This is a genomic window from Micromonospora sediminimaris, assembly GCF_016863575.1.
Classification (GTDB): Bacteria; Actinomycetota; Actinomycetes; order Mycobacteriales; family Micromonosporaceae; genus Micromonospora; species Micromonospora sediminimaris.
In genome coordinates, this window is sequence record NZ_BOPD01000002.1 from 17,811 (window position 1) to 42,967 (window position 25,157).

A 25,157-nucleotide genomic window follows, 5' to 3' on the forward strand; every position below is an offset into this window, starting at 1 on the left:
GCCGCCGCGAGAGCTGCGACGTCGTCGCCCGAAGCGCTGCCGGCTAGCGGCCCCAGTTACGGGCCACGGCGAGCGGGTCACCGGTGGTGAAGTCGGGCGGATCGTGCAGGAGGAAGTCGCGGTGGCTGATGTTCCACGCGTAGGCGCCAGCCATTCCGAACACGAGGAGGTCCCCGACGGCGATCGGGCCGCTCTCGGCGTCGCGGGCCAGCACGTCCTTGGGCGTGCAGAGCTGGCCGACGACGGTGACCGGCCCGCCGTCGGTGCGCGGCCCGCCGCCACCTTGGGGCACTACGACAAACGGTTGGGAGTGGCCCTTGGCCGCCGGAGTCCGCAGGTGGTGGGTGCCGCCAGCGACGATCACGAACCACTGGCCCCGGGACCGCTTCACGTCGATCACCTCGGTCACGTACGACCCGCAGTAGACCGCCACGGCGCGGCCGGGTTCGATCCGGAGCCGGACCGTCGGGTGGGCGTCGCACACCTCGCCGAGCAGCCGACCGTAGCTCGGCCAGTCGAAGCGGTGCTCCGGGCGGCGGTAGTCGACGGCCATGCCGCCGCCGACGTTGACCTCCTCGGCGCGTACCTGCCGCACCGCCCAGTCGGTCACCTCGCGCGCCACCCCGGCGGCGGTCGGCGCGTCGAGCCCGCTGGCCAGGTGGGCGTGCACACCACGGACCCGGACCCCGTGCGGTGGGTCGGCGGCGAGCCGGACCGCCTCCGGTGGGTCCAGGCCGAACGGGCTCGCCTGTCCGCCCATCACCAGGACCGCGCCCGGGGTCGCGACCGGCAGGTTCACCCGCAGCAGCACATCGACGGTACGCCCGGCGGCCCGCGCCAGGGCGGCCAGCCGGTGCAGTTCGGCGGCGGACTCGACGTGTACCCGGTGCACGTCGGCGGCCAGCGCCGCCGAAAGATCCGCGTCGGTCTTGCCCGGCCCGGCGAAGGCGGCCACCCGTCTACCGGGCAGCACCGCCGCGAGGTGCCGCAGTTCGCCCCGACTGGCGGCCTCGAAACCGTCGACAGTGGCCGCGAGGGTGCGCAGCATCCCCGGGTCGGGATTGGCCTTGACCGCGTAGAGCAGCTCGACCCGTTCCGGCAGGGCCGCCCGGACGGCAGCCGCGTGCGTGGCCAGGGCGGCGAGATCGTAGACGTACGTCGGTCGGGTCACCCGGCACCGCCGAGCGGGTTGGGCACCTCGACGTAGGGCGCCTGCTGGTCGGCGGCCCGGTGCCAGCGGACCAACAGGTTCGCCTTCGCGGTGAGCGGAGCGCCGTGCAGCAGCGGGGCCAGCTCGGCCGGCTCACCCAGCTGCGCGTACGCCGCCTCGACGGCTCGCCGGACCGTCTGCCACAGTCGGGGCTCGGTGCCGGGGTGGCCGTCGGCGAGCGCACCGGCGAGACCGGCGAGATGGTTGACGAACAGGCAGTAGACGACGCGCCGGGCCGCCTGTGCGGGGGTGTAGGCAGCCTGCCGGGGCACCCGGTCAGGCCAGGCCGCCAACCGTCCGAGATCCAGCTTCAATCCTTCGAGGTCACGCAGGATCAGGCGGACCGGGCGACCGTCCGGATCCAGGACCACCAGCACGTTCTGCAGGTGTGCCTCGTGGACCACGCCGTGGCCGAGCCACAGGCGCAGCACCGTGGGCACCAGCAGCTCGACGTAGACCCGCCACCAGTCGAACGGGTCCGGCACGGTCAGCGGCGCGCTGGCCAGCGCCGCCGCCAACACCATCCGTTCGCCCGGCCGCAGATGCTCGCGTACCCCGGTCCGCAGGATGGTGCCGTACGCCTCGTCCGCCCCCGGCAGGTCGACCGTCCGGTAGCCGGGCTCCCGCAGCAACCCGACCCGCGCGGGAAGCGGCACACCGGACAGGAACCGGGTCAACGCCACCGCTCCGGTCAACTCGTAGCGGGCGTTCTTGCGCAGGCAGTTGGTGATGCGTATGTGCAGGCTGGTCTTGAGGAACAGGTCGACCGAGGGGGCGTAGAGCGTACGGACGCTCGCGGTGGGTCGGACCGGTACGCCGGCCGGGCCGAGCCGGCGCAACCTCGGATCGGTAGGTGGCATCAGGTCCAGCTGCCACGGGTGCACCGGCAGCAGGTGGTGACCGGGCGGCGCGTCCGGCGGATCCAGCGGCGCGATCAGCTCGTCGACCGGCCCGTCGCCCGCCACCAGGTCGGCGGGCACGGCGAGCCAGTCGAGCCGGAAGCTGCTGCGCAGCTCCGGCGCGTAGCGACGCCAGCTCGCCGGATCACCACTGCGCCACTTCGGACTGGGGTGATGCGGGTGGCCGTGTACCAGGCACTGTTCGGAGTCGACATAGTCGTCGACCACCGGGTCGCCGGTCGGGGTGGGGTCGTTGGACGGGCGCTGCCGCAACAGGGTGGCCAACGCGTCCCGGCTGCCGAGCACCTGCTCGACGAACTCGTCGTTTGTCAGCCCGGTGCGGGCGGTCAGCTCGGCGGCGAGCAGCCGGGCGAGCTGTGCGCCGTCGACCGGCCCGTCGGCGTCCGTCGAGCCGTCGCCCGGCGTGTCGGCGGCCGGCGGATCCGGAACCGCCGGGTGGCGGCGGGCGACCGGTGCCGCCGCCGGCCGGCAGCGGACCGGGCCGACGTAGCGGTGCGCCAGCACGGGGGAGACCCGGGCCAGTCGGCAGGAGAGCGTCAGTCCCAGGTGCGGCAACCGGACCCGGAGCTGTCCGCCCACGGTCTCGGCCGCACCGTCGGGCGCGGCCACCTCCCGCAGGTAGCAGGAGAGCAGGGTGTGCGTGGTGGCAAGATCGGCGGCGCGTTCCGCCGGCCCGGCGGTGGCCTCGGCGGTCTGCGGCGTCACGAGGCGTTCCGCAGGTAGTTGGGTCCGGTGCGGTGGTAGAACTTGTTCACGTCGGTGCAGCCGATCCGCTGCTTGGGCAGCAGTGTGCCGGCGGTCAGCATCGCCTTGACCGGCAACCGGTCGGCGGTCAGGACGCGGTCGACCAGCTCCCGTGCGGCGGGTGTGTCGCCCCACCGGTCGCGGGCGGCGCGCAGCCGGGGCGCGAGGGCCTCGGCCGGGGAGGGCACGGCGACCCCCTGATCCGCCAGGGCCAGCAGGGGGGCCGTCGCCGCCAGGTGAAGTGTGATCGTGACGAACATGTCGGCCAGCTCCCCGGGATGGCGGATCCACATCCGCTGATCGCGCAGTCGGACCGTGCCCGCGTGCCGGGGGTCGAGCCGGGCGCCGTCGTTGTCCTTGTACAACAGCCGGATCGGACCGTCGGACGGTAGGACCAGATGGATGTTCTGCGGATGTGCTTCCAACGCCACTCCGTACCGTAACCACAGGCACACGTGCCAGTCGAGCAGGAGATCCAGATAGGACCCGAGGAGCCGGGTCGGGTCGGCACCGCCGATTCGCTGGGCGACAGTGCCGGCAGTGGGATCCGCCGCGGCGAGCGCGGCCACCGGCACCACGGTCGCCCGCTCCAGCCCGGCGGGTAGCCGACGCAACAGAAAGGACCGCAGCTCGTCGTCGTCGCAGTGACCGAAGACGCTCTCGTCGGCGTGTGCGATCCGGTCGGCGAAGCGCGGCTGCTCCGCGGCGATGCGGTCGAGCAGCGCGGCCACCGCCGCGCCGTCGGAGAGCGCGTCGGGCGCGAGGGTACGGCGGTTGCGGGCACCCAGACTCGCGGTCGGCAGCGGCAGTTTCAGGTGCGTCGTCGGATCGCGGGCCAGGGCGACGGTACGCATCGACAGGGTGGGTCGCACGGTGATCTCCGGTACGTCGAGCACCGGTAGGGCCGACCGGTCGGCGGTGAGCGGGTGTACCGGCAGCAGTGCCTCCCCGGCCTGGCGCGGCGTCGGCCACCAGGCGGGCAGCCGCCCGTTCAGTCGCAGCGTCCGGGCCGGTACGGGCAGCCAACGCAGGGCGAACGTGGGGGCGTGCTCGGGTGCGTACCGGAGCAGCTCGGCCTCGTCCAGGCCGTGCCGGCACCGGTCGGTGGGGTAGACGGCGTGGCCGGCATGGGCGGCGAGCACGTCGTCGAGGAGCGCGCCGCCGAAGCCGGTGGGCGGGTCGACCCGGGCGGCGGCGATCCGGGCGTACGTCTCCGACCGGGTGGTCTCGGCCAGCCGGCGGGCGAGCAGGTCCTGCCGGCATTCGTCGGTGAAGGCGCGCCACCCCTGCTCGGCCTCGACGTCGTCGTACGGCGCGAGCAGCTCCAACAGGCCCGCCAGCCGGTCCACCCGATGTGGTGCCCGACCGGGCGGGTGCACGTGCAGTTCGGCGCGGGCGAGGCGGACGGCATGTTGGAAGCCGTCGGGACGAACAGGAAGGCGTAACCGGCCGGCGTGGTGCGGTGCCTGCCACCAGCCGGGGCCGTCGGGGCCGCCGCCGCTGCTCAGGCCGAGGTGGTCCTCGCGCAGCAGGGTGTCCAGCACCCGGCGGAACAGCTGCTGCTCCACCGGATCGGTCACGTGTCGATCACCCAGTCCAGCCCGGCGCGGAACTCGACGAGCGCGCGGCGCACCACGGCCGGATCCGACCCGATGGCGTGCAGGACAGCCAGGTAGTCGCGGTTGGTGCCGGTGTGCTCGGCGGCGGTCCCGATCGACCGCAGCGGGCGGCAGCCGAGCCGGACCCCGTCGCGTACCGCGTCGATCGGACCGGGGGCGGCGACGAGCGTGCCGCCGCGCTCGGCGCAGACGTACTCCACCCGGGCGGTCTGGTTGATCGTGGTCGGGTCGGGCAGACCGAGGTCGGCGACGGACTCGCCGAGGTGCAGCCGGATGACGTACTCGAACAGCGGCACGTCGAGCAGCTCGGCCAGGATGAGATCCATCCGGTCACCGATCAACCGGTCGTTGACCTCGATGAGCCGAGGTCGCTCCCGGTGCACGACGAACTCGGTGTGGCAGGGGCCGAACCGTACCCCGAGCGCGTCCAGCTGAGCGCGTAGCCGCTCGGCCGTCGCCGGAGTCGCCGGTGCCCATTCCAGGCACAGCTCGGTGAAGGTGGGCGGCGGGCCGAGCGTGGTACGCCAGCCACCGAGCACGGCCAGCGTCCCGGCGTCTCCGAGCGTGTCGTGGGTGCGCACCTCACCCGGCAGGTACTCCTCCACCACCAGTGCCGCGTCCGGTCGGCGACCGCGGATCTCGGTCACCCGCCGGGCCAACTCGTCCGCGTCGGTGACCAGGTAGGCGTCCTCACTGGCGACGCCGTCACGCGGCTTGACCACAGCGGGGAAAACGTCGAACGTCGGTGGCTGCCCCGGAGTGAGGCGCTGGGCGTGGACCACGTCGAGACCGGCGTCGGCGACGGCCTGCCGGGTGGCGGCCTTGTCCTTGCAGCGTCGCGCCGACTCTGGATCCTTACCGGGCAGGCCGAGACGACGGGCGGCGAGCGCCGTCGCGGCCTGTAGGTGATCGCTGTTGGAGAAGAGTCCCACCGCGGCTGGCCCGTCCCGGACCACGTCGATGACGGCCTGCGGGTCCCGCACCGGGCAGCCCCGCGTCGGCACCGCCGTGGGCCAGTCGTCGGGCCGGTCGGTCAACACGGTGACCGGCACGCCGAGCGTGTCAGCGGCCGGCAGCAGGCCGTCCAGCACGGAGTCGGTCGGGTTGAGGGCGGTCAGGTACAGCATCACGAGCCGACTCGGTGATGGGCCGTCACCGAGCGCGCCAGTAGGCCAGCGCCGCCACCTGCTCCTTGCCGACGCCCAGCCCTCGCCGCAGGTGTCTGACAATGCTGCGGGTGCTGGCCGCCTCGCAGGCCACCCAGTACAGGCCGTCCTCCTGAGCGGCGGTCAGGGCGGCGGTGACGGTGTCCACCAGGTGTTGACCCTCGTCGCGGCGCGGCACCCACACCACCTCGTCGTGTGGCCGGGTACGCAGCGGCAGGTTCCGCTCGCCATCATGGGCGTACTCGAGCCAGATGCTCGCCGACACCGGCCCGGCGGCGTCGAGCAGGCTGTTGACCGCAGGCAGGGACGCCGCGTCGCCGACCAGGTAGAGCCGGCCGGGCACCGGTTCGGGGAGCGTGAAGGAGCTGCCCTGCACGGTCGCCTCGATGGTGTCTCCGGGCCGAGCCGTCGTGGCCCAGCGCGCCGCGCAGCCGTCGTGCAGGGCGAACACGAGCTGGAAGCGCCCGCTGTCCGCGTCCGGGTCGACAAGGGTGTATGCCCGCTGGTGGGGTCGGCCCTCGTTGTCGAACCACAGCCGGATCCACATGGTGGGGTGCACACCGCAGGTACGCAGCAGGTCGCCCCCGTCGACGAGCAGCCGCTGGTAGCGGTCTCCGACGGGTTCGTTCTCCAGGACGGTCAGCTCAAAGTTCCGGCCCCCGAACGCCTTGAGTACGAGGGCTTCCCAGTTGCGTTTCACACGGTTCTCCACTGTGGATGCGGTTCGGGCGATGAGGAGCCTGCCGACCCTCGATGGCACGTCCCCGGGCGAGGCCGGGCGACTGCTGACGGGCGGGCGTGGGCGTCGGGCTCAGGGCCGAGCGGCAAGTGGCAGTGCCCGCACCAACATCCGGTGCGAGCGCCAGCCGGGGAACGGCACGAGGTCGCCGACGTGGTCGAACCCGGTTCGTTGCAGCGCGTGCCACACCCGGGTGTTGGTCTCGGCGACGGCGAGTGACACCCGCTCCTCGCGCCGTCGGGCCAGCAGCTCGACAGTCATCCGGAATCCGAGCCGGTGGCGGCGGTACTCGGGCAGCACGAACGCCTCGCAGACCGCGAAGGTGCGGCCCGGCCACTCGATCGCCAGGTCGGGATCCTTGGCGGAGGTCAGATCGCGCCACCAGAGGGTCTCCGGTGGTAGCGGGCAACCCATGACCGTCCCCACGAGCCGGCCGTCGACGTACCCGAGCGCCGCCTCGAAACCGGGGGCCTCGGCGGTCCGCCGCAGGCGTTCCTCCACCGTCGGCACGGTGTGGTCGACCAGGTGCAGGTCGGCGGCGTGCACGCGGCGGTAGACCTCGGCCAGCGCCGGGATGTCGACCTGGTCGGTGGTGACGACGGCGCTGTGCAGACCGTCGATCGCCTCGGACACAGCGGGCGACGACATGTGAACCCTCCCCGAACTTTGGTTAGGCATACCTAACCAGCCGGTCGGCGTTCGGGCAAGTCTGGAGGATCGGGTCGGTGGTACGCGGCGTGGTGCGGCGTTGGTCAGGCTGCGGGTCGCAGGTCGGCCAGCAGCCGCTCGACCCGGGTACGGATCTCGTCACGGATCGGGCGCACCGCCGCCACGCCCTTGCCGGCCGGGTCGTCGAGCTTCCAATCCTCGTAGCGCTTGCCGGGAAACACGGGGCAGGCGTCACCGCAACCCATGGTGACGATGACGTCGGAGGACTCCGCAGTCGCGTACTCAAGGAGCTTGGGGGTCTGGTTGGTGATGTCGATGCCCACCTCGCGCATGGCCGCGACGGCTGCCGGGTTGATCGTCTCGGCGGGCGCGGAGCCGGCGGAGCGGACCTCGACGGTGTCGCCGGCGAGGTGGCGCAGCCAGCCGGCGGCCATCTGCGATCGGCCGGCATTGTGTACGCAGACGAACAGGACGCTGGGCTTGTCGGTCACGAGGTGCCTTTCTGCGGTGCGGGGGTCGTGGCTGGCGGTCGGTCGTGCGTGGAGGTCATGGGTGTCGGCTCGCGGTCGCCTGGTCGTCGGCCGGCACGACCACCTGGTCGGCGGCGGCACCGGCGTCCGGGTAGAGGGCCGCCAGTAGGCCGACACCGACGGCGAGACCGACGACCTGGGCCACCACGAAGCCCGGTACGGACGTCGGGGCGATGCCGGCGAAGGTGTCGGTGAACGCCCGGCCGACCGTGACGGCGGGGTTGGCGAACGACGTGGACGAGGTGAACCAGTAGGCGGCTCCGATGTAGGCGCCCACGGCGGCCGGCGCCACGGTGGCGCGGCCGGACCGGGCCAACGCGAAGATCAGCAGGACCAGGCCGGCGGTGGCGACGACCTCACCGAGCCACAGGTTGCCACCGCTGCGGTCCCGGCCGGAGAAGCTGACCGCGCTCAAGTCGAACATCAGGTTGGCCAGCACCGACCCGGCGATGGCCCCGGTCACCTGTGCCGCGACGTAGCCGGCGAGATGCCGGGGGGAGAGCCCGGTGCCCGAGCGGCGGCCGAGCAGCCAGTCGGCGGCGGAGACGACCGGGTTGAAATGAGCGCCGGAGACCGGCCCGAACATCAGGATCAGTACGCCGAGGGCGAAGGCCGTGGCGATCGAGTTCTGCAGCAGTTGCAGGCCGACGTCGTCCGGCGACAGGTCGGTGGCCATGATGCCGGAGCCGACCACGGCGGTGACCAGCAGGGCGGTGCCGGTGAACTCGGCCAGCAGGCGCCGCGGGAGCGCGATGGTCATCGGTTGTGCTTCTCCTCGATGGCTATCGGGTGGGAACGTTCAACTCGTCGAGGAGTCGCCGTACCCGCCGCTCGATCTCGTCGCGGATCGGCCGGACATCGTCGACGTCGAGGCCGGCAGGGTCGGCAAGGTCCCAGTTCTCATAGCGGGTCCCCGGGAAGACCGGGCAGGCGTCACCGCAGCCCATGGTGATCACCACGTCGGCGGCGCGGACCACCTCGTCGGTCCAGGGCTTGGGGAACTCGTCCGAGATGTCGATACCGCGTTCGGTCATGGCCGCCACGGCGGCGGGATTGATCTCGGTGCCCGGTTCGCTGCCACCGGACCAGGCCACGGCCCGATCGCCGGCCAGGTGGGTGAGGAACCCGAGAGCCATCTGCGAGCGGCCGGCGTTGTGGGTGCACAGGAACAGGACGACGGGCCGGCCGTCACGGTGGTGGCCTTCGACGCGGGCCAGTGCCTGTAGTCGCTGGCGGGCGAAGCGTTCGGCGAGCAGGGGCAGGTAGTGGGGGATCCGACCGTCGACGGCGAACTGGTTGTAGCTGCTGTGCAGGAAACGTTCGATCGTCTCGGTGCCGTACGTGCCGTGGAACTCTTCGGCGAGGCGGGTTGCGGCCGTACGCAGGGCCAGACGTTGATCGACCGAGAGGTCTGGTCGGGAACTGCGGGTGAGGTGGGTCATCGTGGGTCTCCGGGTAGGACGGCGGGAGCGAGCCGGGCGACCCGGTCGGCGAGGTCGGCGTAGGCGGACTCGAACGCCTCGTCGGTGTCCATCCGGACCGGGTCGGGCACCGACCAGTGCAGCCGGGGGCGTAGCTGGTCGGTCAGTCCCTCGTGGGCGTTGTCGCAGACGGCGATGACGAGGTCGTCGCTGCGCACGACGTCGGCGACGTGGGCGGTGCCGGTGGGGTCGAGGTCGAGGTGGTGGCGGTGGGCCACGGCGACCGCGCGGGGGTGGACCCGGGCCGCCGGTTGGGTGCCGGCCGAGGCGGCGGCACCGCGGGTGCGGTGTCGCCACAGCGCGGCGGCGAGCTGCGAGCGGGCCGAGTTGTGAGTGCAGACGAAGACCACCCGACCGACCCCGGTCAGCCGGGGGGTGGCGAGGGCGGCGAGTGCTTCGGGGCGCAACTGGAGGTAGGTGCGCCGTCGGTCGCCCTCGGAGCGGACCTTCACCACCAGGTCGGCCTGGGTGAGGACCTTGACGTGATGGGCGACCAGGTTGGTCGGCATGTCGAGCCGGTTGGCGATCTCGCCGGGCGAGGCGTCACCGAGGGTGAGCGCGTCAACGATCGCCAGGCGCGCCGGGTCACCGAGTGCGGCATGGGTGCGCGCTCGCGCCGCCAACGAAGAAAGCTCAACCTCCATAGACTCAACTATTGCTGACTAATTCTCGCCCGTCAAGCTTGTGTTCCGGGTGGCCGCAACTCCTCGGCCGATGTGATTCAGCAGCAGTTCGTCAGATAGGAGCGCAGGTCCGACAGGGCGGTCAGGGCGCCCTCTGGGTCGGCCCGGTACAGCACGGTCTTGCCGTCGCGACGTGACCTGACGATCCCGCCGCGTCGCAGTAGCGTCAGTTGCTGCGACGCGGTGGCCTGGCTGACGCCGACCCGCTCGGCCACTTCCCCTACCGAGAGTTCCGCGCCGGCGGAGAAGAGCATCATCATCCGCTGTCGGGTGGGGCTGCCGAGGGCCTTCAGGAACTCCTGGGTCTGCGGTGCGAGGTGCCAATCGGTTCCGTCGGTGACCGGCGTCCCGGGGGATGTGTCGGCGGCGCTGTCGCTCATCGTTCCACCTTTCCCTCAACCAGCCATTTTGTCATTCAACGAAATGACGATATGGTCGCGGCGTGCGCCCCTCCAACGACCCTCTCATCGTCATCGGTGCAGGCCAGTCCGGCCTCGCCGCCGCCCGCGCCGCTCTCACCGCTGGTCTGCGACCGATCGTGCTGCACGCTGGCGCCGAGCCGGTGGGGTCCTGGCCGGACTACTACGACAGCCTCACCCTCTTCTCGCCCGCCCGCTACAGTTCCCTGCCCGGCCTGCCCTTCGGTGGTGACCCTGACCGTTACCCTCACCGGGACGAGGTGGTCGCCTACCTCCGACGCTGCGCGCGGGTGCTGGACGCCGAGATCCGCAACCGGACCCGGGTCGTCGCGGTACACGGCCGTGCTGACGGGGGATACCTCGTCCGAACCGACACCGGCGACGAAATACCCGCCGCCGGTGTCATCGCCGCTACCGGTTCCTTCGGCAGACCGCACCTGCCCAGCTTGCCCGGCCAAGCCGACTACGCGGGAGACCTACGCCATGTCGCCCACTACCGCCGGCCACAGGCGTACGCGGGTAGGCGGGTCGTGGTGGTGGGCGCTGGAAACTCCGCCGTCCAGGTCGCCTACGAACTGGCCATGCACGCCCGGACCACGCTGGCCACCCGAGAGCCGGTCCGGTTTCTGCCGCAGCGGATCCGGGGTCGCGACCTGCACCACTGGCTACATGTCACCGGCGCGGACCGCCTTCCACGGTCCGCCGTCACCCGGCTGATCCGGCACGCCGCCGTGCTGGACACCGGCCGCTACCGCGACGCCCTCGCCTCTGGTGCGCTGCCCCGACAGGAGATGTTCACCGCCTTCACCCCCGACGGTGTGCGCTGGCGCGACGGCACTACCGAAAAGGTCGATGCTGTCATCTTCGCCACGGGCTACCGCCCGGACCTCGACTACCTCAGTCCGCTCGGGGTGGACCGCAACGCACCCCGGCAGGTCGGTGGAGTGTCGACGACCCATGCCGGCCTTGCCTACCTTGGCCTGGAGTTCCAGCGCTCCTTCGCCTCGAACACGTTGCGCGGTGTCGGACGCGATGCGGCACACGTCATGAACGCGGTCGTCGCGCAGTTACGCGGGGAAAGTAGTCGGCCAGCGGCTCGCCCGCCCGATGCAGGTCGGTGACCACCTGCCGGCACGCCCGGGCCAGGTCCGCGTCGGCGTAGCGGTCCGCGCCGACGAGTACGCCGTCGACGTCGTAACGCACCTCGTAGAGCGTCTCGTCGGCCACCGCGACGAGTTCCGGCAGCGGCTCGCTGACTTCCAGTGGCGCGACCTGTGGTGGCCCGACGATCCGGACATCGGTGCCGCACTCCGCCCTGATCCGCAGCACGTGCAGGTTCCACCGCACGTACTCGCTCAGCGGCGGCTCCACCACCCGAACCCAGTGCAGCCTGATCGCGTGCCGGGCCATCCGCCGGTGCTCGGCGGCTATCTGCTGCCGGTCGGCCTGGAGCAGCCGCATCGACTCCGGCCAGTCGCCCCGGGCGAACGCCTCCCACACCGCGTAGCCCGGCTCCTGGAAGTGCTGCCGTCGTTCCAGCTTCCAGATGTGCGCGCCGTCGACGGCCCAGAACCGCTCCCAGAAGTCCGTCAGGTACTCCTCCCGCGCCAGCCGTCTCCCGGTCGCCTGATTGAGCAGATCCCGCACGGCCTCACCTCTCTGTCTCGATACCGTCACCTTCCCGGGGGCCGCCGGCTCGGCGCGACCGGAATCGCGTCGAGCCGGCGGTCCCTCGGCATCAGCCGGACGGGTTGCTGCTCAGCGCGGTCGTCTCGATCTTGTCGAGCTTGCGGATTTCGATCTTGTCGAGCTTGCCGGCCTGCGGCTTGTCGGCCTTGCGGCCGTCCGTCTTCTGCATGCGGTTCACCTCCTTCCGGTTTGCCGCCGATGGCGGCTGATCCCCCGTCGGACCCGGTGCCCGTGGCGATGCCACCAGGCACGGGTCCACAGGACGACAAAGACGACGCTGACGGCGGCTACCGCGCACGCGTCGAACAGGTCGCCGGCCGAGCCGCCGGCCAGCACGGCGCCGATGGCCGAGGTCAGTACGGTGACCGCCACCGGGAGGGTGACCAGAACCGCCACCGCCAGGCAGGCGACCGTCCCACCGACCAGCACGACGGCGTACGCCCGCACCGCCAGGCGCTCCCGGGCCGTGAGTCGCCGGCTCGGGTCCTCGCCCGGGTCGGCTGCCCACCGGAACCGGCGCACCGGCCATCCCGCCAGGTGTCGCAGATAGGCCGAGCCGTCGGCGTACAGGTTGGCGCAGCCGGTCACGTCCTGGAGCACGAAGTAGATGTCGGTGCGCATGAACACCAGGAACTGGACCGGGACGAGACCGAGCGAGAGCAGGCCCACCGCCGCGAGCAGGCCATCGGCTGGACCCGCGACACCGGTGGCCCGCGCCAGCACCGTTCCGGCGTAGATCACCAGATTCATCGCGATACCGGCGAGGTAGACGGCCAGGCGGTCGCGGCGGGGTGCCGCCCACACGCCGCTGACATCGGTCTGCGCGACCAGGAACTGCAGACGGGTACCGAAGCTGATCCGACCGGGTGCCCCGGCCGCGCGGGCGGTGACCAGGTGAGCCAACTCGTGCAGACCGATAAGCGTCCAGACGATCCCGAAATTGCCGAGTAGGATCAGCCCGCCGCTGTCGCTCCAGAGCAGATCCTGGTGGCGTGGCGCCAGCACGGGGTCGCGTCCGATCGCCACCGCGGCGGCGAGCACCACGGCGCCCGCGATCAGCGGGACCACCGGATGCAGCAGCCAGCGGACGTGCCGGGGACGCAGCCACGGCAACATCGGTCTGGGTACCGGCGCCGTCGGCAGCGGTCGACCGTCGATCTCCGCGACGAAACCGAGGTCCACCAGGTCGGAGACGAACTCGGCGACGTCCACGTCGGCGCCGCTCTCCTCCCGCAGCGTGGTGCGCACCTCGCCGACGGTGGTCTGCGGTAGCAGCGTGATGGCCCGGTGCCCGATCGGCGGCAGTCGGACGAACGACCCGGTGTCGACCCGGCCGACGACCCAGGAGTTGCCCTCGGCACGCAGGTGGAGCCGGTGCAGCCGGACCCGACTGCGGTCGGCGATCGGCTTCGGGTCGGACGCCTGCGGCGCGGATGCGGCTGCCCCGGGCGTGGCGCGTCCGCTCACCCCGGGGGTGGTCATGCCGGCGTCCCGCAGGCGGCGCAGTCCGGTCGGCGTGGGTCGTCGCGGACGAAGGTCGCGTCGGGGGCCAGGAGGTTGACCGCGTCGACCCGCCCGGCCGGCAGCGCCGGTACGCCGGTGATCAACGCCATGGCATGGTGTGCCGCCAGGTGACCCGAGATTCCCGCCGTTGGTGCGGCAACCGCGTTCGCGACCGCCGCGTTGCGCCGTACCGTGTCGGCGTGTCGGACACCGATCGCGTGGTGCTGCTCGGCATCGGCCCACCGGACGCACTCCCAGCACGGTCCGGTGCCCGGCACGTACCGCCCGACCTGCACCAGCGGGCCGTGGTAGCCGGCGTCCACCCAGGGGGTGCCGGTGGCCAGGCAGGCGCGGTTGGTCCATCGCCGCAGCGCCGGTGGCCGGTCGGCGGCCAGCACCAGGACGTCGCATTCCGCGGCGAGGGCCGCCACCTGCTCGGTGCCGGTGACCCGCTGCCGGAGCCCGGTGACCTCGACCGTCGAGTTCAACTGCCGAAGCCGGTCCACCGCCGCATCGACCTTGGCCCGACCGATGTCCTGCTCGACGTAGAGCAGTTGGCGGTTCAGGTTCGACAGTTCGACCACGTCCGGGTCGACGCAGCGGAGCCGGCCGACACCGCTGGCCGCCAGCGCCATGGCCGCGATCCCGCCGGTACCACCGAGCCCGATCACGGTGACGGTCGCGCGGCTCAGGGCGACCTGCGGCTCCCAGGTGCTGTCCCGGGGGACGAGGTCCATCCAGCGGAAGTACGCCCGACTGCGGTCGAAACGCTGCCGATCGCGCGCACTGAGCTCGGGCGGGTCGGGCGCGTCGGCCTCCTCGACGTATCCGGAGTCGACGAAGAGTTGCAGGGCGGCGCGGATGTCGGTGCTCGGATGGTCGGGATGCGCCGTCCGCACGTGGCGCACGATCTCCGCCACGCTGCGGCTGCCGTCCATGCTCTCCAGCAGGCACCAGATGGCGCCGCTGGGATCCGCCACCTCGGCGGCGATGCCGTACGTCGGGCCGCCGATCCGGATCCGGCCGTCGGCGATCCGGTAGGGCGCGTGCTCAGGTTTGACGCGTGGACGCCTCATGGCCTCTCCCCGTGTGCCACGTCGGCTGACAACGTCCTGCCCGCCCAGCCTGTCGAGGGCCGGCACGCCTGTCAATCTGTTTAGGACCGTCCGCCCGGTGCGGCCGGCCGGTGGGTCGGCCATGGCGGTCGCGGTGGCGCAGCCGGGACCGGACGGTCAGCGCAGCCGACCACGCCGGCCGAACCAGTCCCGCGAAGATCGGGCGTTAAGCGCCACCGTCACCCAGGCGAACAGGCCCAGGCCGACGATCGTGATCGCGCCGAAGAGTCCCAGCGAGGCGGCGGCCAGCAGTCCCGCCAGGGCGTACGCGGGGTACGGCGCCCAGCGGCGGCGGGCCGCCAGGCTGACCGCGACCAGGGCGCACGCGGTGGCCATCGCGGCGAAGAAGGCGACGGCGCCGAGGGAGCCTTTCGCGGCCAGCGACCGGTGCACCGTCGCGAGCGCGAACAGCAGTGCCAGCAGTGCGAACGCGAGCACGGTGACCCGGACCGGGGTCGGCGTCGTGGGAGGCCGGAGCATGTCCCCGTAGCCGCCGCCGGGTGCGCGTACGACCATAGAGACAACGATGGGCGTCGACGCCTGCCTGAGCGTGCCACTGTCGGCAACGCGACAGCGGACGTGGGCGGCCTAAGCTTCGCCCATGGCGAGGTACTTCGACGTGCACCCGGACAACCCGCAACCGCGCACCATCGGCCAGGTGGTCGAGATCGTTCGCGGGGACGGGTTGATCGCCTACCCCACGGATTCCTGCTTCGCCCTGGGCTGCCAGCTGGGCAACAAGGACGGTATGGACCGGATCCGGGAGATCCGCCACCTCGACAGCGGCCACCACTTCACGTTGGTGTGCCGCGACTTCGCCCAGCTCGGGCAGTTCGTGCAGTTGGACAATGCGGTGTTCCGGGCGGTGAAGGCGGCCACCCCCGGCAGCTACACCTTCATCCTGCCCGCCACGAAGGAGGTGCCCCGGCGGCTGTGGCACCCCCGCAAGAAGACCGTCGGAGTACGCATTCCCGCGCATCCGGTCACCCGCGCGTTGCTGGACGCGCTCGGCGAGCCGTTGCTGTCCAGCACCCTGCTGCTGCCCGACGACGAGGAACCGATGACCCAGGGCTGGGAGATCAAGGAGCGCCTCGACCACGCCGTCGACGCGGTGGTCGACGCGGGTGACTGCGGCACCGAACCGACGACTGTGGTGGACTTCTCCGGCGGTGAGCCCGAGATCGTCCGGGTGGGCGCCGGCGACCCGGCCCGCTTCGCCTGACCTTCCGGCAGGTCCGCCGGGCTGCGTCGGTGGTGGCCTGACGACTTGCTGGCCGCCACGCCCCCGTACCCCGTGGCGGCCGTCACCCCGCCTGATCCCAACACGTCTTTCTGACCCGCCAGCGAAGTCCAAACGATTCCGTATGGGGTGTCACGGGATCGATTGTTATCGTCGCAACTCGTGGGTGTCATGAAGGCTGCCGTGTCCAACGGGCCACCCGACCCGGGCACGGCCCACAGCCTCGACGAACTGATCGGCTGCCTACGGGCGCTCAAGCTCTGGGCCGGTGATCCCTCGTACGAGACGATCACCCGGCGGGTGAACGAGCGGTGGCGGGCCGACGGTCGCCCCGCCGATGAGATGGCTCGCCGAGGCACCGTCGTGGACTGCTTCAAGACCGGGCGGCGGCGGATCAACGCCGATCTGATGCTCGCCGTCGTGCAGGCACTGCACGACGAGACGGGTTACCTCGCGCACTGGCGACAGGCGCTACGGGTCAGTCTCGCTGAGACGACCGCAGCCGCCCAGGTACGGGTGCTCGACCGGCTGCCCGACGACGCGGGGGCCTTCACAGGCCGTCAGGCGGAGCTGACCCGGCTCCGGGAGTTGGCCGTGCTGACCGCCGGACCCGGCCCGGCTGGGCGCGGCGCGGAGGTCTGCGTGCTCGCCGGCATGGCCGGGGTCGGCAAGACCCACCTCGCGGTACGCGCCGGCCAGTTGCTTGTCGACGAGGGGCACTTCGACACGACGCTCTTCGTCGACCTGCGCGGCTACCACCCGGATCCGGGGCAGCCACCGGCCGAGCCGGGCGCGGTGCTGGACGGCTTCCTGCGCCTGCTGGGCATGTCCGGCCACGAGATCCCGTTCGGCCTTGCGGAGCGCGCGGCGGCGTTCGCCGAGCGGCTCCCGGGTCGGCGGGTGCTGGTCGTGCTCGACAACGCGGCCGGCGCGGAGCAGGTTCGTCCGCTCCTGGCGCGCTCGGCCGGAACCCTGACGCTGATCACCTCCCGGCGCCGGCTCGCCGACCTGGACGAGGCGGTGCATCTCGACCTCGACCTGTTCACGCCGAAGGAGGCGGAGCGGCTGCTGGTCCGGTCGCACCCCGGCGTGGCGGTGGGCAGCGATCCGTCGGCGCACCAGCGCGTCGCCTTGCGTTGTGGATACCTGCCGTTGGCGCTGAGTGTGGTCGTCGGTCAGATGGCCTCACGGCCCGGGTGGACGGTCACCGACCACGCCGACCGGCTGGACGAGCGGCACCGGCACCGCCGGCTCGACAGCGGGGTGGAGTTGGCGCTGCACCTGTCGTACCAGCACCTGCCGGACCGGCGGCAGACGCTGCTGCGGCGAATGGCCGCGCAGCCCGGCGCGGATCTGGACGAGCACGGTGCCGCGGCCCTGCTGGACACCGATCCGGCCACCGCCGCAGCCGACCTGCGTCATCTCGCCGCCGAATACCTGGTCCAGCAGCCCGTCGTCGGGCGGTACGCGTTGCACGACCTCGTCCGCGCATACGCGGGGGAGCGCGGCCGGGAGGAGGACCGGCCGGCGGATCGTCGGGCTGCCCTGACCCGTCTGCTCGACCACTACCTGTACAGCGCGGCGGCGGCGATGGAAGCGCTGTATCCGGCCGAGCGTCACCGTCGACCGCCACTGCCTCAGCCACCTCCGGCCGTCCCGGTGCTCGACAAGGCCAGGACCGCGCTGCGCTGGCTGGACGCGGAGCGTGCCACCCTCGTGGCGGTCTGCGTGCACGCGGCCCGCAACGGCTGGCCGCAGCACGCCGTGTGGCTCGCCGGCACCCTGTACGTCTATCTCGACAACGGTGGTTATCCGGCCGATGCGATCACCGTGCACACCGAGGCCGAGCACGCGGCGCGGCTGCTCGGGGACACCGTCGCCGAGGCCACCGCGCTGACGAATCTGGGTGTGGTGTGCTGGCAGTTGGGCCGCTATCCGGAGGGGATCGGGCATCTGGAACGCGCCCTGCCGTTGTTCCGCGCGGCCGGTGACGGTCGCGGGGAGGCCCGGGTGCTGGGCAACCTCGGTGTGGTGCACAGCGCGGCCGGGTACTGGGAGCGCGCCGGTGGGTACCACGAGTTGGCGCTCGACCGCTTCGTCCAGATCGGCGACCGGGTCGGTGAGGCGAACACCCTGACGAACCTGGGTGCCGTCCACGAACGGTTGGGCCGCCCCGGTACCGCGGTCGACCAGAACGGCCGGGCCCTGACGATCTTCCGTGAGCTGCGGCATCTCGGCGGCGAGGCGACCGCGCTGAACAACCTCGGTGACGCCTACGTCGCGCTGGGCAGGTTCGCGGACGCCGTCGAGTGTTACGAACCGGCCCTCGCCCTCTTCCGCGACATCGGGGAACGGTACGGCGAGGCGTGCGTGCTCAACGGGCTGGGGCGGGCGCTGACCGGGCAGGGCGCACGCGACGAGGCGGTCGCGCGGCATGTCGAGGCGTTGGCCCTGGCGACTGAGATCGACAGGCCCGAGGAACAGGCCCGCGCCCGTAGCGCGCTCGCCCGGCTGGGCGCGCCGGCCGAGGGCTAGACCGAGCAGCTTTCGTTTGCTCCAGGCGAAAGTTCGGCTGGTGGGTTGGAAACTATCGACGTCGCTTGGCACGACAGCTACGCTCCCAGGCAACAGCCGTCGATGCGAGGGGTGTCATGTCCCGTCGAACCGGAAGGCCCTCCTACCTGGTCGCTCCGCCCGCGCGGCAGCACCGGAAGAGGACGTGGATCGTCGCTACCGCCGCAGCGGCGGTCCTGGTGGCGGCCCCGGCCGGCGGGCTGGTCGGGCACGCTGTGGGTCGGCCGGACCCGACGGAGGCGAGCGTGGCGAAGATGCGCCAGGCCGACGCCGAGCGGGACGCGCAGCAGGTTGTCGAACTCACCGAGATGGCTCACCGGACGGGCGAGGAACTTGCGCCGATCATCCGCGCCGTCCGTCAGGACGCCGAGGCGGGGCGTACGCCCGAGCGGGCCCAGGTCGAACAGTGGCAGCAGACCATGCGGCGGCTGGTCGCCCAGTTCGCCGACCCGCCATCGGGCATGACCGCCACCAACGTCGCCCGTGGCGGGCTGCGTAGCGCCGTCGACCAGGTGGCCGTCGCGGTCGACTCGGTCGCTCTCGCACTCGGCGGTCCGACTGTCGGGCGCGCGGAGCGGATGCAGTTGGCCGCGCGGCAGGCGACCCTCGCCGTCACCACCTGGTCGGTCGCGGCGACCCAGCTCGACCAGGTCAACATCGACGCCGGACAGGGTCACCAGCACGTGCACCTCGATGTCGGCGAGGTGGAGGGCGCGCTCGGTCCGGACGGCTCCGCCGAGGGTGCCGGCGGCTGATCGCATTCATCCAGCTGGCTCCGTTTGCTGATCGCGGTCCACAGTGGCGGCCGGAACCACTGTGGTTTACAGCGATCAATCACCATCGGCGGCGCGACGATACCGACCCGGGTGATCGAGTCGCGTCAACGTCGACACTTGCGAATCGGTATCGCATCCGATGCATAATGGGCAACGGGCTGCGTGCGTCGGGGCAACGACCACAGTGATCTGCCGACTTCAATGGAGGCACCTCCATGGCATTGATTCCGGCGGCTGGTGCAGGTTGTAGTGGGCCGTCGACCCCGCCGCCACGAGTTGAGTCCCCGCGAACGGTCAATTCCGAGGTCGAGTGGGACGGGTTCGACCCGGGCGCCTACGTCCAGCACAACTACTCGGTCCTGCGCGATGATGATCGTGAAATCCTCTGTCGGATAAGAGACTTTTTCGCGGGTGCGAAGATTGCCGGCGCAGACTGTGTCGACGTCGGCTCAGGCGCAAACCTCTACCCGACGCTGTCGCTTCTGCCATTCGCCCGCAGCGTCGAACTCTGCGAATATTCCACCGCGAATGTGCGTTGGCTGCGTGATCAGATCAGCGGCTATGACGAGTGCTGGGACGCGTACTGGCAGGTGTGTGCGGAACACGCGGCGTACGCGGCGCTGACCGACCCCCGCAGCCACCTGGCCCGGGTGGGTCGGGTGTCGCAGCTGAGCGTCTTCGACCTGCCCAGGCGGGTCTGGAGTGCGGGCACCATGTTCTTTGTGGCCTGTTCGATCTCGGCCGACCGGGTCGAGGCGGAGAGCGCGATCGGCAGGTTCCTCGGAGCGCTGCGTCCCGGTTCGCCGTTCGCCGCGGCATTCATGCTGGGCTCGAACGGCTACCGCGTCGGGCAGCACTGGTTTCCGGCAGTGCAACTGCACCGTGCGGAGGTGGTGGCGAGCATGGCGGCCGGAGCGTACGACGTGGACATGCACGAGGTGCGCCCCACGCCGTCGTTGCGCGACGGGTATCTTGGCATGCTGCTGGTCACCGGACGTAGCCGCGGCTGACCTCGCATATCGCCGCCCCGCATCCCTCTCACCTGGACACTTGGGCCGGCTGAATTCTGCGGGACATCGGTACGCACGGCCGTTCAGGTCACGCTCCGGCAGGGATACGATGATGGGTGCACGTCATCGTGGATCATCGTGGGTCAGGCAACATCAGCAGCTCCGTTTCGACGACTACAGCAGACGGTGGTGGACCATGCGGATGCAGCCGCGCCAGGAAATTCTCGACATCTGGCGGGCCACGGTGCGTAGCTGTCTTCGCAACGGCGAATGGGACTGGGGCGGCCGGAGCGGGTCCAATTCCATCAGCGACGCGGAGCAACTGCTGACCCTGCTGCTGCCGGCGACCAAGATCCCGGTGCTGTCGCTCGACGATCCGGACCGGATCGACGAGGAGGTCATCGACGCCTTCGGCGCGATCGGCGGCGCGATAGAGATTCCGCGCCGACTGGTCAAGATCATGACCGAGTACTTCGTCCGCTACACCGACGACAGCGGCGCGCCGACCTTTGGTGGTGGCAGCTACCTCACCCCGGTCGAGGGCGGTCCGGACCTCACCGACGAGCAGCGTTCCATGGACGTGGTCGACTCGTTCGCGGTGTCGATCACGCTCACCCTGGCGACGATCGGTTTCGTCAAGATCTACCGCCCCTCCACCCAGCGAGCCGATCTGCGGGCCCAGTTGGACAAGCTGGAGGAGATGGCCAGCATCCGGCTGACCGCGGCCATGGTCGGGCTGCTGCGCAGCTTCAGCACCTCGGTCTTTGCCGCGACCGACGAGTTCGGTGTCCGGCTCTGCGACATGGTCAACCAGGACGAGCTGCCACGCCGTGAGGTGGTGACCGCGTTGCGGGCGCAGCTGCGGGACACCATGGCGAGCCTGCGCAATGTCGTGGTCGGATCCGGTCAGGTCACCGAGGATCTGGACAGCAGTGAAATGCTCTTCGAGTGTGGCTGGTCGTGGGGGACGATCGCCGGTGCCGAGGAGGTCACGACGACGGAGCCGATCGGCCCGCAACGCGCGGGCTCGGCCGAGAACGCTCCCTACCTGTACTTCACCGTCATCGCGGTGGACGCCATCGACGACCTCAACTCCGAACGTACCCGGCTGCTCGGCCTGCTCAACGAGGAACAGCAGCGCCTGTTCCGGATCCTGCAACTGCGTTGGGAGTTGACCCGGAGGTACTGGGCGACGGTGGCCACCTTCGGTAACCGGCGACGGTGGCCGATCGAGGATATTCCCTGGCGTACCACCGACGGCGACCGGACCGACTACTACACCCTGCAGGCCACGTCGCTGGCGGTGAAAGGGCTGGTCGCCAGCGGCCGCGGCGGTGACGAGGAGTTCGGGCGGATCGGGAACGTGCTGGTGGAGCTGGCACAGCGAGGCCGGATCACCAGGCGCGCCTCGCCCAACGAGGCCGCGTTGGTCGTGCACGCCCCGGGCAAGCAGGTGACCCTGAACGACGCCACCTCCAAACCGATCATGACGTGGAACGTCAACGAGTTCTCCACGGTGCTGCTGCAGCGGGCCACCACCGTCGCCGGGCTGTTGAACAATGCCCGGCACCGCAGCGAGCTGCTCGAACTCGCGGACGAGGTGTGGGAGCACCTGCTGTTGCGGCGCATTCCCGAAGGTCGGCACCGAGGGCTGTGGGATCACGCCGGTGGTGCGTTCCCCGGGCTGGCTCCGCTGCCCGAGGCACCCTCCTGGTACCTGACCGAGCGGGTCGTGCAGGCCCTGGTCAACGCCGGTCAGCTGCTCTGGGAGCGGCCGTTCCCCCGCGCGGTCAACCTTGCCACGTACGCCCAGGACCTGATCGACGAAGCCGAGTACGTGTTCGACCGTGAGCTGATGAGCGGCACGTTCGCCGGTGAGGCCATGCAACGCAGCATGCGCAGCATCCGGGCGACGCTGCGCCGTGCGCAGTCGCTCGTGGACGACCAACCGGGCACGGCCGCCGCGCTGGCCAGCACCCTGCTGCTACAGCTGAACGACATCACCACCGGCCAACAGAAGGCCAGCGAGGGGATCTGAATGCTGGTTTTCGTCACGTCGCACAAGGGTGGCACCGGGCGCTCGGTGACCGCGGCGAACATCGCCTACCGCAGCGCGCTCTCCGGCCGCTCCACCTGCTACCTGGACTACGACTTCGGTTCGCCGACGGCCGGCATCACGTTCCAGATCCCCCAGGCCACCAACGGTATCGAGGGCGCCGGCCCGAACGGCGGTGGCCTCCACCGCTACCTTCGCGGCGAGATCCCGTCCCCCGAGCAGTTGGACGTGTGGGGCACCTCGGAGCGGGTCAGCCTGCGCCAACGACCGCCCCGCTCCAGCTCGCTGGTGCTGCTGCCCGGGCAGCGCAACGGCAGCGAGTTCGGCTTCACCGACGACATCGGCCGACGCTGCGCCGAGCTCTTTCTCCGGCTGGAGGAGGAGTTCGACCTGACCCTGGTGGATCTCAGCGCCGGTCGCTCGTACGCCAGCCAGATCGCGCTGGCCGCCACCGCCAACCGGACCCTGCGCAAGGTGACCGTGCGGTGGCTGGTCTTCCACCGCTGGACACCGCAGCACGTGGCGGCGGCGGCGGATCTCGCCTTCGAGGCCGGTGGGATCCTGGCCATGGGCAAGGAGTACGGCCACGAGCCGGACCGGCTACGGGAGTCGCTGCGGTTCGTGCGGACCGCGGTGATCGACTCGCGCGGGCCGGAAGTCGGCCATCTCGAACTGGCGCAGCAGGCGTTTCTGCGTAAATGCCACGAGGAACTGAAAGAACAGGCCAGCAAGCGGGGCCTCGGACGGACCACGCTGCTCGGCGCGGTGCCGTTGGACCCACTCCTGCAATGGCGCGAGCAGCTGATCTCGGACAATGACGTGCAAGCCAAGATCGCTAACGCCGGGACCGTGGACGCCTTCGTGAAGCTGACCGAGAAGCTCTTCGACGAGACCGCATGGGAGACCGTGTGATGAGCGTGGACGTCAGGTTTCAGGAGGCAGCCGCGGTACGCCGGACGGAGAGCGTGCCGTACTCGCATCTCTCGGTCGAGCTGGGGCACGTCTACGCCGAGGACTTCGGCGACGGATGCCGCGACCTACGGCGCAAGTTCGCCCGGATCGCGGACTGGGCGCAGGCGATCCCGGCGCTGGCCCGCCGGGGGCTGCGTCCCCACCGGCAACCCAGAATCAGCACCTGTTTCCTCGTCGACGACTACTTCCACAGGTTCGCCACGCCGCGCGAGGTGATCCCGCAGGTACAGCAGGCCGCGGCGGAGCACGGGCTGATGCTCGACTATGTGGCCCGCGAATCCAGCTTCGCCCGCTACGACGACGTCGAACTGGCCCGGCTGGTGGTGGACACCCTGGTCGTGGAGCCACCACGCAACACCACGGGAAGCCGCCCACCGTTGAGTGAGTCGGGCTGGCTGTCCAACGGCAAGCGTTCGCCGGGGCACGCCGACGCGCCCGCGATGACGCTGCCGATACCGTGGTCACCGCCGCTGCAGTCCGGCGACGCGCCGCACTCCATCTTCGTCGACATCGAACTGTGGTCCGGCGAACCGGACCGCCGGGTGTGGGCCTGTGCGCTGCTCGCCTCGGTGTGGCAGATGACCCGGCTGGGTGTGCTGCGGCACCGGGGGCAGACGATCACCCAGCCGTACCGCCTTCCCGCCGACGAGCCGCTGCCGACCGACTGGGACCGCCTCCCCGCCATCGTCCAGCTGAATCCGGACGCCACACCGTTCTGCGGGTACCGCACCGTGACGATGATGGACACCCGGTACCTCCCGGTCGAGCTGGCCGTGCGGACCATCCTCGGGCAGGTGGCGGTGCCACCCGCGGTCTCGCGGCAGGTCGCCAAGCGGGCCGGCAGCGAGGGCCTGGAACTGCCCGACGAGTTGGTCGACCGGCTGAGCTACGTGTTCATCGGCGACTGATCAGCCGCGTGGCGCCTGCGCACCGCGACCGACCCTGCGGTCCGACGGGCCCCGGTTGGCGGCCGAGAACGGTTCGGTGAGCGGGGCGGGCCCACACGGCTGGCCGACGGCCGCCCGACCGGCCAGGTCGCGCAGGATGGCCATGTTGCCGACGGTGATCTGATCCCGGATCCAGTTGACCGAGGACTGCCACTGCCGGCTGAACCCCGGTACCTGCTCCAGCCGGTCCCAGATCGGCCGCAGCCGTGGGTCGACGCGGGCACCGGGCAGCCACAGATGCAACAGGTGCTCCAGCACCGGCCGCAGCCGTTCGATGTGCTCCTGCGTCGAGCCGGCGCGGGTCACCGCGGCTTCCACCAGGGCGGACAGCATGGTGAGCAGCCAGTCGTGCAGGGCGAGATCCTCGCAGAGGCCGGCGACCGCCGCCGGCACGTCCTGCGGGCTCACCGTGAGTCGCACGGTGCGCAGCGTCGGTGAGTCCACCGCCACGTCCGCCGTGGCGTTCTCGCCCGGCTGTTGATGCACCTGGGCGGTCCACCGCAGCCGGGTGCGCGCCGCACGCAGCGGTGGACGTCGGTCCAGCAGGTCGGACATCTGCACACTGTCGAGCACCCGGCCGGTGATCGCGTCCAGGTTCAGCACGTCGGCGGCGTTGCCGTGCAGGAACCCGCTCGTCAGGTCGTCGGCGTCCAGCTTGCCGACCGTCTCCAGCACACCCGAGTTGGCCAGGTAGTGCGACCACGGCCGGCGACGTTCCCCGGCGACGACCTGGATGATGGAGGATGCCTGCACGATCCGACCGCCGGTGATGACGGCCCGGGTGACCACCGCGCCAACTCCCCGCAGTTGGCGGTTCTTCGCGCTCGGCAGCCAGCAGTCCACACCGGTACGGACGTCGGGTGAGACCGCGTACAGCGACGGACGTCGGGAGGTCAGCACCGCCTCACCCTCGACCAGGCTGAGCACCTCGGCACTCTGGTCCTGCGCCAGCGCCGTGCTGTGCTGTAGCAGGCTGGTGTGCACCTCGCCCACCGTGAGCATGGTTCCTCCGCATCGGCACCACGGGGGACACCGGCGGGCATGGACCTGCGGCCGGTGACCGGATCGAATCCGTCCCGCGGCCATCATAGGCCC

General features: G+C 71.1%; 24 protein-coding genes. 8 read left to right on the plus strand and 16 right to left on the minus strand.

What is annotated here, in order from left to right; genetic code table 11:
• Positions 1-43: 43 nt before the first annotated feature.
• The 11 genes from Vse01_RS00085 to Vse01_RS00135 form a co-directional block, all read right to left on the minus strand.
• Positions 44-1,171, minus strand: a complete 1,128-nt coding sequence (locus tag Vse01_RS00085) for an alanine racemase (protein ID WP_093402082.1) — start codon at positions 1,169-1,171, stop codon at positions 44-46.
• Positions 1,168-2,835: an IucA/IucC family protein gene (locus Vse01_RS00090; protein ID WP_093402083.1), complete on the minus strand. Its 1,668-nt coding sequence runs from the start codon at positions 2,833-2,835 to the stop codon at positions 1,168-1,170. The genes Vse01_RS00085 and Vse01_RS00090 overlap by 4 nt, the downstream gene beginning before the upstream one ends.
• Entirely contained in the window at positions 2,832-4,454 is a 1,623-nt protein-coding gene (locus tag Vse01_RS00095) for an IucA/IucC family protein (protein ID WP_093402084.1), read from the minus strand. The genes Vse01_RS00090 and Vse01_RS00095 overlap by 4 nt, the downstream gene beginning before the upstream one ends.
• A complete protein-coding gene (locus tag Vse01_RS00100) occupies positions 4,451-5,620 on the minus strand; it encodes an ATP-grasp domain-containing protein (RefSeq protein ID WP_232511101.1) in 1,170 nt (389 codons plus the stop codon). Before Vse01_RS00100 ends, Vse01_RS00095 begins: the two co-directional genes overlap by 4 nt.
• A 25-nt stretch (positions 5,621-5,645) precedes the next feature.
• Entirely contained in the window at positions 5,646-6,359 is a 714-nt protein-coding gene (locus Vse01_RS00105) for a siderophore-interacting protein (protein ID WP_093402437.1), read from the minus strand.
• A gap of 111 nt (positions 6,360-6,470) precedes the next feature.
• Positions 6,471-7,046, minus strand: a complete 576-nt coding sequence (locus Vse01_RS00110; protein WP_093402086.1) for a GNAT family N-acetyltransferase — start codon at positions 7,044-7,046, stop codon at positions 6,471-6,473.
• Positions 7,047-7,150: 104 nt separating this feature from the next.
• Positions 7,151-7,558, minus strand: coding sequence for an arsenate reductase ArsC (locus Vse01_RS00115; protein WP_093402087.1), 408 nt, complete (start codon positions 7,556-7,558; stop codon positions 7,151-7,153).
• Between the two features lie 55 nt (positions 7,559-7,613).
• Complete coding sequence (locus Vse01_RS00120) at positions 7,614-8,357, minus strand: aquaporin (RefSeq protein WP_093402088.1); 744 nt, start codon at positions 8,355-8,357, stop codon at positions 7,614-7,616.
• A 22-nt stretch (positions 8,358-8,379) separates the two neighbouring features.
• Positions 8,380-9,039 (minus strand): arsenate reductase ArsC, encoded by a 660-nt coding sequence (locus Vse01_RS29195; RefSeq protein ID WP_093402089.1) that lies wholly within the window; start codon positions 9,037-9,039, stop codon positions 8,380-8,382.
• Entirely contained in the window at positions 9,036-9,722 is a 687-nt protein-coding gene (locus Vse01_RS00130; protein WP_093402090.1) for an arsenate reductase/protein-tyrosine-phosphatase family protein, read from the minus strand. Before Vse01_RS00130 ends, Vse01_RS29195 begins: the two co-directional genes overlap by 4 nt.
• A gap of 77 nt (positions 9,723-9,799) precedes the next feature.
• Positions 9,800-10,141, minus strand: a complete 342-nt coding sequence (locus Vse01_RS00135; RefSeq protein WP_093402091.1) for an ArsR/SmtB family transcription factor — start codon at positions 10,139-10,141, stop codon at positions 9,800-9,802.
• A gap of 62 nt (positions 10,142-10,203) precedes the next feature.
• Here Vse01_RS00135 and Vse01_RS00140 point away from each other — a divergent pair, with 62 nt between their 5' ends.
• Entirely contained in the window at positions 10,204-11,301 is a 1,098-nt protein-coding gene (locus tag Vse01_RS00140; RefSeq protein WP_198413125.1) for a flavin-containing monooxygenase, read from the plus strand.
• Here the strand turns inward: Vse01_RS00140 and Vse01_RS00145 are convergent.
• The 4 genes from Vse01_RS00145 to Vse01_RS00160 all read right to left on the minus strand — a co-directional run bounded on the left by Vse01_RS00145 (position 11,225) and on the right by Vse01_RS00160 (position 15,003).
• Positions 11,225-11,827: a DUF6879 family protein gene (locus Vse01_RS00145; RefSeq protein ID WP_093402092.1), complete on the minus strand. Its 603-nt coding sequence runs from the start codon at positions 11,825-11,827 to the stop codon at positions 11,225-11,227. The two genes, Vse01_RS00140 and Vse01_RS00145, sit on opposite strands and share 77 nt — an antisense overlap.
• A 216-nt stretch (positions 11,828-12,043) precedes the next feature.
• Positions 12,044-13,351, minus strand: coding sequence for a zinc metalloprotease (locus tag Vse01_RS00150; protein WP_093402093.1), 1,308 nt, complete (start codon positions 13,349-13,351; stop codon positions 12,044-12,046).
• Positions 13,348-14,448, minus strand: a complete 1,101-nt coding sequence (locus Vse01_RS00155) for a HesA/MoeB/ThiF family protein (protein WP_093402094.1) — start codon at positions 14,446-14,448, stop codon at positions 13,348-13,350. The genes Vse01_RS00150 and Vse01_RS00155 overlap by 4 nt, the downstream gene beginning before the upstream one ends.
• A 156-nt stretch (positions 14,449-14,604) precedes the next feature.
• A complete protein-coding gene (locus Vse01_RS00160; RefSeq protein WP_093402095.1) occupies positions 14,605-15,003 on the minus strand; it encodes a hypothetical protein in 399 nt (132 codons plus the stop codon).
• 85 nt (positions 15,004-15,088) lie between these two features.
• Between Vse01_RS00160 and Vse01_RS00165 the strand changes: the two genes are divergently transcribed.
• From Vse01_RS00165 to Vse01_RS00195, 7 genes are all read left to right on the plus strand, one after another.
• Positions 15,089-15,709, plus strand: a complete 621-nt coding sequence (locus Vse01_RS00165) for an L-threonylcarbamoyladenylate synthase (RefSeq protein ID WP_093402096.1) — start codon at positions 15,089-15,091, stop codon at positions 15,707-15,709.
• A gap of 189 nt (positions 15,710-15,898) precedes the next feature.
• The gene (locus Vse01_RS00170; protein ID WP_093402097.1) at positions 15,899-18,262 is read left to right on the plus strand and encodes a tetratricopeptide repeat protein; all 2,364 of its coding nucleotides are present in this window, start codon (positions 15,899-15,901) and stop codon (positions 18,260-18,262) included.
• Positions 18,263-18,378: 116 nt separating this feature from the next.
• Entirely contained in the window at positions 18,379-19,056 is a 678-nt protein-coding gene (locus Vse01_RS00175) for a hypothetical protein (protein WP_093402098.1), read from the plus strand.
• A 236-nt stretch (positions 19,057-19,292) separates the two neighbouring features.
• Entirely contained in the window at positions 19,293-20,087 is a 795-nt protein-coding gene (locus tag Vse01_RS00180) for an SCO2525 family SAM-dependent methyltransferase (RefSeq protein WP_093402099.1), read from the plus strand.
• A 196-nt stretch (positions 20,088-20,283) separates the two neighbouring features.
• Positions 20,284-22,125 (plus strand): SCO2524 family protein, encoded by a 1,842-nt coding sequence (locus Vse01_RS00185; protein WP_093402100.1) that lies wholly within the window; start codon positions 20,284-20,286, stop codon positions 22,123-22,125.
• Positions 22,126-23,055 (plus strand): SCO2523 family variant P-loop protein, encoded by a 930-nt coding sequence (locus Vse01_RS00190; protein ID WP_093402101.1) that lies wholly within the window; start codon positions 22,126-22,128, stop codon positions 23,053-23,055.
• On the plus strand, positions 23,055-24,023 hold the full coding sequence (locus Vse01_RS00195; RefSeq protein WP_232511064.1) for an SCO2522 family protein: 969 nt from the start codon (positions 23,055-23,057) through the stop codon (positions 24,021-24,023). The genes Vse01_RS00190 and Vse01_RS00195 overlap by 1 nt, the downstream gene beginning before the upstream one ends.
• Here Vse01_RS00195 and Vse01_RS00200 read toward each other — a convergent pair whose 3' ends face one another.
• The gene (locus Vse01_RS00200) at positions 24,024-25,064 is read right to left on the minus strand and encodes an SCO2521 family protein (protein WP_093402103.1); all 1,041 of its coding nucleotides are present in this window, start codon (positions 25,062-25,064) and stop codon (positions 24,024-24,026) included.
• Between the last annotated feature and the right edge of the window lie 93 nt (positions 25,065-25,157).

Coding starts and splice junctions, on each gene's coding strand:
- Vse01_RS00185 (WP_093402100.1), top strand. CDS start 20,284: ATGCGGATGCAGCCGCGCCAGGAAATTCTCGACATCTGGCGGGCCACG.
- Vse01_RS00120 (WP_093402088.1), bottom strand. CDS start 8,357: ATGACCATCGCGCTCCCGCGGCGCCTGCTGGCCGAGTTCACCGGCACC.
- Vse01_RS00180 (WP_093402099.1), top strand. CDS start 19,293: ATGGCATTGATTCCGGCGGCTGGTGCAGGTTGTAGTGGGCCGTCGACC.
- Vse01_RS00195 (WP_232511064.1), top strand. CDS start 23,055: ATGAGCGTGGACGTCAGGTTTCAGGAGGCAGCCGCGGTACGCCGGACG.
- Vse01_RS00150 (WP_093402093.1), bottom strand. CDS start 13,351: ATGACCACCCCCGGGGTGAGCGGACGCGCCACGCCCGGGGCAGCCGCA.
- Vse01_RS00135 (WP_093402091.1), bottom strand. CDS start 10,141: ATGAGCGACAGCGCCGCCGACACATCCCCCGGGACGCCGGTCACCGAC.
- Vse01_RS00175 (WP_093402098.1), top strand. CDS start 18,379: ATGTCCCGTCGAACCGGAAGGCCCTCCTACCTGGTCGCTCCGCCCGCG.
- Vse01_RS00165 (WP_093402096.1), top strand. CDS start 15,089: ATGGCGAGGTACTTCGACGTGCACCCGGACAACCCGCAACCGCGCACC.
- Vse01_RS00190 (WP_093402101.1), top strand. CDS start 22,126: ATGCTGGTTTTCGTCACGTCGCACAAGGGTGGCACCGGGCGCTCGGTG.
- Vse01_RS00155 (WP_093402094.1), bottom strand. CDS start 14,448: ATGAGGCGTCCACGCGTCAAACCTGAGCACGCGCCCTACCGGATCGCC.
- Vse01_RS00160 (WP_093402095.1), bottom strand. CDS start 15,003: ATGGTCGTACGCGCACCCGGCGGCGGCTACGGGGACATGCTCCGGCCT.
- Vse01_RS00110 (WP_093402086.1), bottom strand. CDS start 7,046: ATGTCGTCGCCCGCTGTGTCCGAGGCGATCGACGGTCTGCACAGCGCC.
- Vse01_RS00130 (WP_093402090.1), bottom strand. CDS start 9,722: ATGGAGGTTGAGCTTTCTTCGTTGGCGGCGCGAGCGCGCACCCATGCC.
- Vse01_RS00170 (WP_093402097.1), top strand. CDS start 15,899: ATGAAGGCTGCCGTGTCCAACGGGCCACCCGACCCGGGCACGGCCCAC.
- Vse01_RS29195 (WP_093402089.1), bottom strand. CDS start 9,039: ATGACCCACCTCACCCGCAGTTCCCGACCAGACCTCTCGGTCGATCAA.
- Vse01_RS00200 (WP_093402103.1), bottom strand. CDS start 25,064: ATGCTCACGGTGGGCGAGGTGCACACCAGCCTGCTACAGCACAGCACG.
- Vse01_RS00100 (WP_232511101.1), bottom strand. CDS start 5,620: ATGCTGTACCTGACCGCCCTCAACCCGACCGACTCCGTGCTGGACGGC.